Annotated in this window: 7 protein-coding genes; 3 read left to right on the top strand and 4 right to left on the bottom strand. The window is 64.3% G+C overall.

Annotated elements, in window-relative coordinates:
* Nucleotides 1–238 precede the first annotated feature (238 nt).
* Nucleotides 239–943 (bottom strand): SOS response-associated peptidase, encoded by a 705-nt coding sequence (locus BM345_RS29245; protein WP_093387292.1) that lies wholly within the window; start codon nt 941–943, stop codon nt 239–241.
* A gap of 80 nt (nt 944–1,023) precedes the next feature.
* On the bottom strand, nt 1,024–1,533 hold the full coding sequence (locus BM345_RS29250; protein WP_093387295.1) for a DUF1993 domain-containing protein: 510 nt from the start codon (nt 1,531–1,533) through the stop codon (nt 1,024–1,026).
* Between the two features lie 300 nt (nt 1,534–1,833).
* Between BM345_RS29250 and BM345_RS29255 the strand changes: the two genes are divergently transcribed.
* Entirely contained in the window at nt 1,834–3,177 is a 1,344-nt protein-coding gene (locus BM345_RS29255) for an adenylate/guanylate cyclase domain-containing protein (RefSeq protein ID WP_093387297.1), read from the top strand.
* A 102-nt stretch (nt 3,178–3,279) separates the two neighbouring features.
* On the opposite strand, the gene BM345_RS29260 is transcribed toward BM345_RS29255, so the two are convergent.
* A complete protein-coding gene (locus tag BM345_RS29260) occupies nt 3,280–4,368 on the bottom strand; it encodes a DUF1989 domain-containing protein (protein ID WP_093387300.1) in 1,089 nt (362 codons plus the stop codon).
* Between the two features lie 244 nt (nt 4,369–4,612).
* Between BM345_RS29260 and BM345_RS29265 the strand changes: the two genes are divergently transcribed.
* Nucleotides 4,613–5,350, top strand: coding sequence for a GntR family transcriptional regulator (locus BM345_RS29265; protein WP_093387303.1), 738 nt, complete (start codon nt 4,613–4,615; stop codon nt 5,348–5,350).
* A 75-nt stretch (nt 5,351–5,425) separates the two neighbouring features.
* On the top strand, nt 5,426–6,565 hold the full coding sequence (locus BM345_RS29270; RefSeq protein ID WP_093387305.1) for a BMP family ABC transporter substrate-binding protein: 1,140 nt from the start codon (nt 5,426–5,428) through the stop codon (nt 6,563–6,565).
* A gap of 132 nt (nt 6,566–6,697) precedes the next feature.
* Here BM345_RS29270 and BM345_RS29275 read toward each other — a convergent pair whose 3' ends face one another.
* Nucleotides 6,698–7,363: a response regulator transcription factor gene (locus BM345_RS29275; protein WP_093387308.1), complete on the bottom strand. Its 666-nt coding sequence runs from the start codon at nt 7,361–7,363 to the stop codon at nt 6,698–6,700.
* Between the last annotated feature and the right edge of the window lie 100 nt (nt 7,364–7,463).

Consider the following 7,463-nt stretch of genomic DNA (forward strand, 5'->3'; position numbering starts at 1 on the left):
GCTCCGGGTCGCCATGCCGCGTCATCGACACCGCCCATCCGTCGTCGTCTTCGTTCTTGATGACGCGCGCGGTCCAGCGCTCGTCGCTCCACAACGTGGGTTCTTGGATGGGGGCGATCGGTTCGGTCATTGACATGGGGCTAGAAGTTGGAAGCGCGAATGCGCGCCGCGATTGGTTCGAGGTGCACCGCAGAGCAGCGAGCATGGCATCGAGACGGCACCGGTCACGCTGTGCTGATCAAGTGGCCGAGCGCTTCTTCTCGATGGGGTTGGCGGTGAGCCCCTCGGCCGGATACGCCCGCATGAATTCTCGCGCTTTCTCCGGCTGGGCCGCGTTCAGCCAAGCCCCATACGAACCTTCGTTCAAAATCGCCAACATGCGCTTCTCGCTGCCCGGTTGCCCGTAACGGGGCATCAGCGCGTGGCTGTTGGCGTTCACCGTGAGCAGGCAGAAACTGACGATCGCCCCGCCCTGCGCACCGCTCCAGAACTCCCACAGACCGGCCACGCCCATGGGTCTGCCGTCCACCCGCGCGACACGCGTGGACACGGCTTTGCCGCGTCGCAAGTCGTCTTCGTGAAACGCCATCATCGGCACGATGCAACGCTGCGCACCCAGCCAGGCGCCGCGAAAGTTGTTGGACGTGGTCGCGGTCTCCGAGCGTGCGTTGACCAGCTTGGTCGAACGCAGTTTTGCGTCAGAAGCGGATTTCACCCAGGGCGGGACCAAGCCGAACTGGCCCACGACGAGCTCGCGTTCGATCGCGCCTGGGTACGGGTGCTCGGCGCCTTCGACCGAAGGCGGTGCCGGTTGGTTGCGGATGAAAACGCCTGGGCGGCCAGGCCAAACCTGGCGACCCACCGCGGCGTCGCTGGGCGCGTCGACGTCAAAAATATCCCGGTACAGGTGGTCGGGACGCAGGCATTCGAATTGGGAGCTCATGGCGAGGATGGTAGACCGCGAGCTTCGGCGTTCTGTCGGTGTACGCGGAGTTGAACGACCGCTTCCGGCACCTACTTGGGTTAGTAGGCACCCATGTAGTCGCGCTTACCGATCTCAATACCGTTGTGGCGCAAGATGGCATAGGTTGTGGTCACGTGGAAGAAAAACTGCGGCAGTCCATAGTGCAGAAGATATGCGCCTGCGGTCAGCTTCTTTTCCTTGGGGGTGCCGGGGCGCAATACGATCTCGCGGCTCTCGCTTGAATCGAATTGCTCAGACTTGAAGGAGCCGATATGGGCCAAAGCTTTGGCGATCAACGCTTGCAGGTCGGCGAAGCTGACCTCAGTGTCGGGCCAGGACGGCACCTCGGCACCAGCCAGGCGGGAGGCAATGCCCTTGGAGAAGTCTGCGGCGATCTGTACCTGACGTACCAGCGGAAACATGTCAGGGAACAGCCGCGCCTGCAGCAGCGCATTTGGATCGATATTTTTTTGCGTCGCGTGGTCTTCGGCCTTCTTGAGCACGTCGGACAGGGCGCGCAGCATCTGCTGCAGGACGGGAACGGAGGCGTTGTACAGCGGGCTGGTCATAGTGAGTTCACTTCTAAAATTGGGCACGATGGCCGGAGTTGGCGTGGCAGAGGCCCTGCCTACCATGTAAGGCTAACAGCACAGGGAGAACTGAATCGCCCCGGCTTTTGTGGCCAGCTTTTCTTCCCGCTGGTTGTCAGAGCAGTCGCGTTGAAGGGCCGTTGACTAGCACGGCCATCGGCGGCCCTGCACAATGCGCGGGGCGCCGGCAGCGTCGGGGCTGAAGCGGCCCGGTCAAGATTCTTTGCGGCTCAACGCTCGTGCGCTGAAAATCGAATCGGTCACTCGAGGAGGTGAGAAATGGCAGAGCACCCGGAGACTCGCTATGCGAAGAGCGGGGATTGCCATATCGCCTATCAGGTCGTCGGCAAAGGGCCGCTGGACCTGGTGTTCATTCCCGGGTTCGTGTCACACGCAGAGCACTGCTGGGAAGAGCCTCGCTGGGCGCGCTGCTTCAGGCGCCTTTCCTCGTTCGCCCGACTCATCATCTTTGACAAGCGCGGGACCGGGATGTCCGATCCTGTTCCCGTCGGGCAATTGCCGACCCTCGAGCAGCGAATGGATGATGTCCGGGCGGTCATGGACGCCGCCGGTTCCCAGCGGGCGGCGCTGGTCGGGGTATCGGAAGGCGGCCCGTTGAGTCTGCTGTTCGCGGCCACGCATCCCGATCGCACCGCAGCCATCGTCCTGATGGGAACGTTCGCGCGGATCGCCTGGGCACCTGACTACACGTTCGGAACGCCACCCGAGGGGTATGACGCCCTACTGCAGCGGATGGAAAAGGATTGGGGCAAGGGAGTTCTATTGAGCGCCCTTGCACCTTCGCTCGCCACTGACGCGGCAGCACGCGATTGGTGGGGGCGCTTCCAGCGGCAGGCGTGCAGCCCAGGCGCGGCGGTGGCCTTGCTACGCATGGCCTACGAGATCGACGCACGCCCGATCCTTCCCGCAATTCGGGTTCCGGCGCTCGTTTTGCACCGCGTCGGCGATCGCATCTCGCCAATCGAGCACGCGCGCTACTTGGCACAGAAGATTCCAGGCGCTGAGTACGCGGAATTTCCCGGCGATGACCACTTCTTCTTTATCGGCGACGCGAACGCTTTTCTAGAGCGCATCGAGGAGTTTCTCACCGGTCAGCGGCATGAACACGAATCAGACCGGGTGCTGGCGACGGTCCTGTTTGCCGACATCGCCGGGTCAACCGAGCGGGCTGCGCAACTGGGCGACGCTCGATGGCACGAGTTGCTGGACACCTTCTACGGGGTCGCACGCCGCCAGTTGGAGCGATTCAGGGGACGTGAGGTCGACACGGCTGGGGATGGCTTTTTTGCGGCCTTCGACGGTCCCGCGCGGGCTGTGCGTTGCGCGGCCGCCATCGGAAGCAGTGCTCGCTCTCTCGGCCTGGAGATTCGCGCCGGCGTGCACACGGGCGAGTGCGAGGTGATGGGCGCCAAGATCGGCGGTATCGCAGTGCATATCGGCGCTCGGATCGCCAGCGCAGCGAGCCCCGGAGAGGTTCTCGTATCCAGTACGGTCAAGGATCTCGTGGCAGGCTCCGGACTGGCATTCATGGATCGCGGCACCCGTGAATTGAAGGGTGTTCCCGGGCAGTGGCGTCTCTATGCCGCATCCGAGGCGAGCTGACCGAGATCGGCGTGTTCGCACGATTGCGGCACTGCGGCGATGCTCGCCCACGCTCTGTCCCAGCCGCAGCTTCGATTGCCCGCAGCCCCGGCTGATCGGCCCTCAGTCCATGTAGCGCTTTTCCCACCAGGAGTACATGACGTCGCGCAGCGCGGCGGCGCGGTCGGTGCCGTAATAGGGGTGCAGGCCGAAGGATTCGAGCGTGTCGATCTCTTGTGCGCTCAGCTCCACTACGTAGTCCTGGCTCACGAGCGGGGCGTTGGTGAATTGCGGCACGTAGTCCGTGTCGCGCTTTAGCGGCCTGTCGGCCTTGATGGTCGGCTGCCGAAAGTCCGCGGGCTTGCGCTGCGTGCTCCAGTCAGCGAGCGCGGGCACCGATGCCAGGTCGCGTTCCGACGCTGCGTAGATCTCCGCCTTCAGCGGCTTGAGCGAGAAGTTGCTGGTGCGCATGATGTCGGCCCCGCACACGTTGGGCACAGCCAGCAAGTCCATCAGCGCGAGCATGTCCACATGGTCGCCGGCCTTGGAGGTCTGGCGCTCGATGCGGCCGCGCTCGCCGGCGATGACGGTGTTCATGAACAGGTTGAACGAGTCGTGCACGTCGTCGGGCGTCAGGCCGTATTCGCGCTGCGCCTCTGACTGGATGTCGTGGCAGTTGGTGTGCTTGTGAAAGCCGTAGACCGACTCGTACAGGTTGGCGCTGCAGCGCGGGAACATGACGTCGTTGGCGCGCACCGTATCGGCCAGGATGAACATCATGGCGCGCTCGCGCGGCGGGGCGGACCAAAGGAAATCGCCTGGCCCGGGGTTGAAGCCGTGCAGCGTGCGGGTGCGTCCGACGTGCATGAACTCCTTGTAGTCGTGCAAGTTGAAGCAGTTGAAGTCGGCGCACTGGCCCCCTTCGACTTGCTCGATGCGCAGGACCTGGCCCTTCATCAACTCCAGTGCCTTGCCGGTGCCGGGCTCCAGGATGCGCGTGGCCAGCAGTTGGCGCTGATCGGAAAGCCCCGAAAGATCGGGCTTGGCGGGCGCCGCCGGCTTGGCTGACGTCACGCTGTTGTTCTTCATTTCGCGAATGGCGCGCTGCGCGAGCGACTGCAGGTCGGCGGCGTCGCCGTTGGCGATGCAGCGCTGCAGAAGGTCGAGCTGCTGCGGGTTCAGGCGCAGCGTGAGGGATTGCGGGCTGCTCATCTTCGAGGCTCCTTTTGTGTACGAGATTGATGAATCACGTATGCAAGATGCCTGCCATCAAACTTGCAATCGGGTCGCTCCAGGGCGGTGCGCTGCCACCAAGTTCGAGCGCCTTCGTCACCCCTGGTGCGCCATCCGAGACGAAACAAGCGCGAAGTTGGTGCACTTGGCCTGCTCGCTGGTGCAAACAGGCTGGCCCGCTTCTCGCATACATGACGACATCCGATCTGTACACAAAAACGAGATGCCGCAAGAACAAAGCAAGGCCGAGGTGGCCTACCTGTCGATCAAGCACGCCGTCATCGAGCAGGCGCTGACCCCGGGCACCAAGCTGCCGGAGGACGTGCTGGCCACGCACCTGAGCGTCAGCCGGACGCTGGTGCGCGAGGCGCTTGCGCGGCTCATCACCGAAGGGCTGGTGGAGTCGGGCCGCAAGCGCACCGCCACGGTGGCGCAGCCCTCGCGCGCCGAGGCGCACAACGTCTTCGAGACGCGGACCTGCCTGGAGCGTGAGGTAGTACGCCTGGTCATCGCCCGCTGGACGCCGGCGATGGGTGCGGCATTGGAAGGCCATGTGCGCAACGAGGAAGAGGCCGCTCGCACGCAGCCTCCCGCGGTATGCGCACGCCTGGCCGGCGAATTTCACATCCGCCTTGCGCACCTGGCGGGTAACCCCGTCATCGAGCGCTACGTGTCGGAACTGGTGTCGCGCTGCTCGCTCATCCTGGCCATCTACGGCAACACGCATTCGTCGCAGTGCGGCATCGACGAGCACAAGGCCTTGATCGAGGCCTTCCGCCGCGGCGATGCGAAATCTGCCTTGAAGCTGATGGACGAGCACCTGGGCAGCGTGCAGCAGCGCGCGCTCATGCCTGAGAAGAAGCCGGTGGACGAAGACCTTGGCAGCATCCTCGGCCGCTACGCGACAGGCGTGTCTTCCACCGCATCCACACCCGCGCGCAGGGGCCGCAAGACGGCCTGAGCGCCGCCGCGCTCCGCTTTCAGTTTCCCTCCCCAGCAAACCTCCCAGCAACCTCTCCAAGAAGGAATCACGACCATGACACAACAGATGCACTGGAGTCGCCGCCGCTTCCTGGGCACCACGGCGAGCACCGCCGCTGGCAGCCTGCTGGCCGGCAGCGCCATCGCGCCCGCACTGCTTGGCGCGAGCAGCGCGCAGGCCAGGACCGATGTCACGGTCGGCCTCATCTATGTCGGCCCGCGTGACGACTTCGGCTGGAATCAGGCCCACGCCGTGGCCGCCAAGGCCCTTCGCTCGGTGCCCGGCGTGAAGGTGGTGGAAGAAGAGAACGTGCCCGAGACGGTGGCCGTGCGCAAGACCATCGAAGGCATGGTCCAGAGCGATGGCGCTTCGCTGATCTTCGGCACTTCCTTCGGCTACTTCGACCCCTTCATGGTCGACCTCGCCAAGAAGTACCCCAAGGTCGAGTTCCGCCACCCCACGTCGCTGTGGTCGCCCGACATGCACCCGATGAACCTGGGCGGCTACTTCTGCTACCTGGACCAGGCGCACTACATCAACGGCATTGCCGCGGGCCTGTCGACCAAGTCCAACAAGATCGGTTACGTGGCGGCCAAGCCCATTGCGATCGTGCTGCGCAACATCAACTCGTTCACGCTGGGCGTGAAGCGCGTGAATCCGAACGCGGTGGTGCAACTCGTCATCACCGGCGACTGGTCGATGCCTGTGCGCGAGGCTGAAGCGACGAACGCGCTGATCACCGCAGGCAATGACGTCATTGCCTGCCACGTCGACAGCCCGAAGGTGGTGATCGAGACGGCTGAGAAGGCCGGCGTAAAGACCTGTGGCCACAACGCCTCGCAGGCGCGCCTTGCACCCAAGGGCTTCATCACCGGCGCCGAGAACAAGTGGGAGACGGTCTACAAGTCATTCGCCGCCGACGTGGGCAACGGCAAGAAGCTGCCCAACCAGTTCTTCGGTGGCTACGACAAGGACATGGTGCTCAGCACGCCCTTCGGCGCCGGCGCCACCGACAAGGCGCGCAATGCGGCCACTGCGGCCATCGCCGACTTGAAGGCTGGCAAGCCGATCTGGACCGGACCGGTCAAGAGCAACACTGGCAAGCTCGTGCTCGACAAGGGCTACGGCAACTACGACCCGGTCCTCGAGAAGATGGACTACCTGATCGAAGGCGTGAACGGCACGCTGGGCTGATCTGGCAAAGGCAAACGGCCCGCATCAGTTCCTACGGCTCTGAATCTGTCTGCCAAGCGAGCGCAATGTAGGAGGCAAGGTGCGCGTGGCGAATACCTCATCTCGAGGGGTTCACGGTGCCGTGGGCTTCTGCTAACTCACCAAGCCCCTGCGGGCCGCCTCCAGCGCGGCCTCGGCCCGCGAGGAGACATCGAGCTTGCGATAGATGTGCTTGACGTGTTCGGCAATCGTGTAGCGGGAAAGCCCGAGCTGCTGTGCGATTTCCGGAAGGGTGTAGCCCTTGGCCACGCGTTGCAGCACCACCGTTTCCTGCTCGGTCAGCCGTACCGTCTCGACCTGCGATGCTGGCTGCAGCCGGGGCGGCGTCAGGCCGGCCGAACTCCGGCCGAAGAAGGACAGCACACGGCGTGCGATGGGCGGCGACAACGGCGGCTCGCCGCTCGCGATGCGCAGCAACTGGGTGATCAGGGCCTCGCGCCGCTGGTCCTTCAGCAGGTAGCCGAAGGCGCCGGCCTGCAGCGCCGGGAACAGGTGCTCGTCGTCGTCGTAAATGGGCACTACCACCGCCAGGCACTGCGACCGCTTCTGATGCAGCAAGCGCACCACGTCGATGCCGTTTCCGTCGGGCCTCCCGAGGTCGACCAGCGCCACGTCGAACGGGTGGCTGGCGACGCAGTTCATCGCCGCATCGGCGCGGCCCACCGCCGTCACCTCGACGCCCGGAAACACCGACTGTGCGATGCCGACCAGCCAGTCCCGCACCTCGGCGAGGTCTTCGACGACGAGCGCTTGCTTCATGGGAGCTTGTATGGATGCCTCCCGGCTATGAGGAGTAACCCGCATCGGTGTTGTGAAGAAGTCGGCTGCTGCCTTGTATCCGGCCTGTTGTGTGAGGAGC

Source organism: Variovorax sp. OV329 (genome assembly GCF_900114785.1).
Taxonomy (GTDB): domain Bacteria; phylum Pseudomonadota; class Gammaproteobacteria; order Burkholderiales; family Burkholderiaceae_C; genus Variovorax.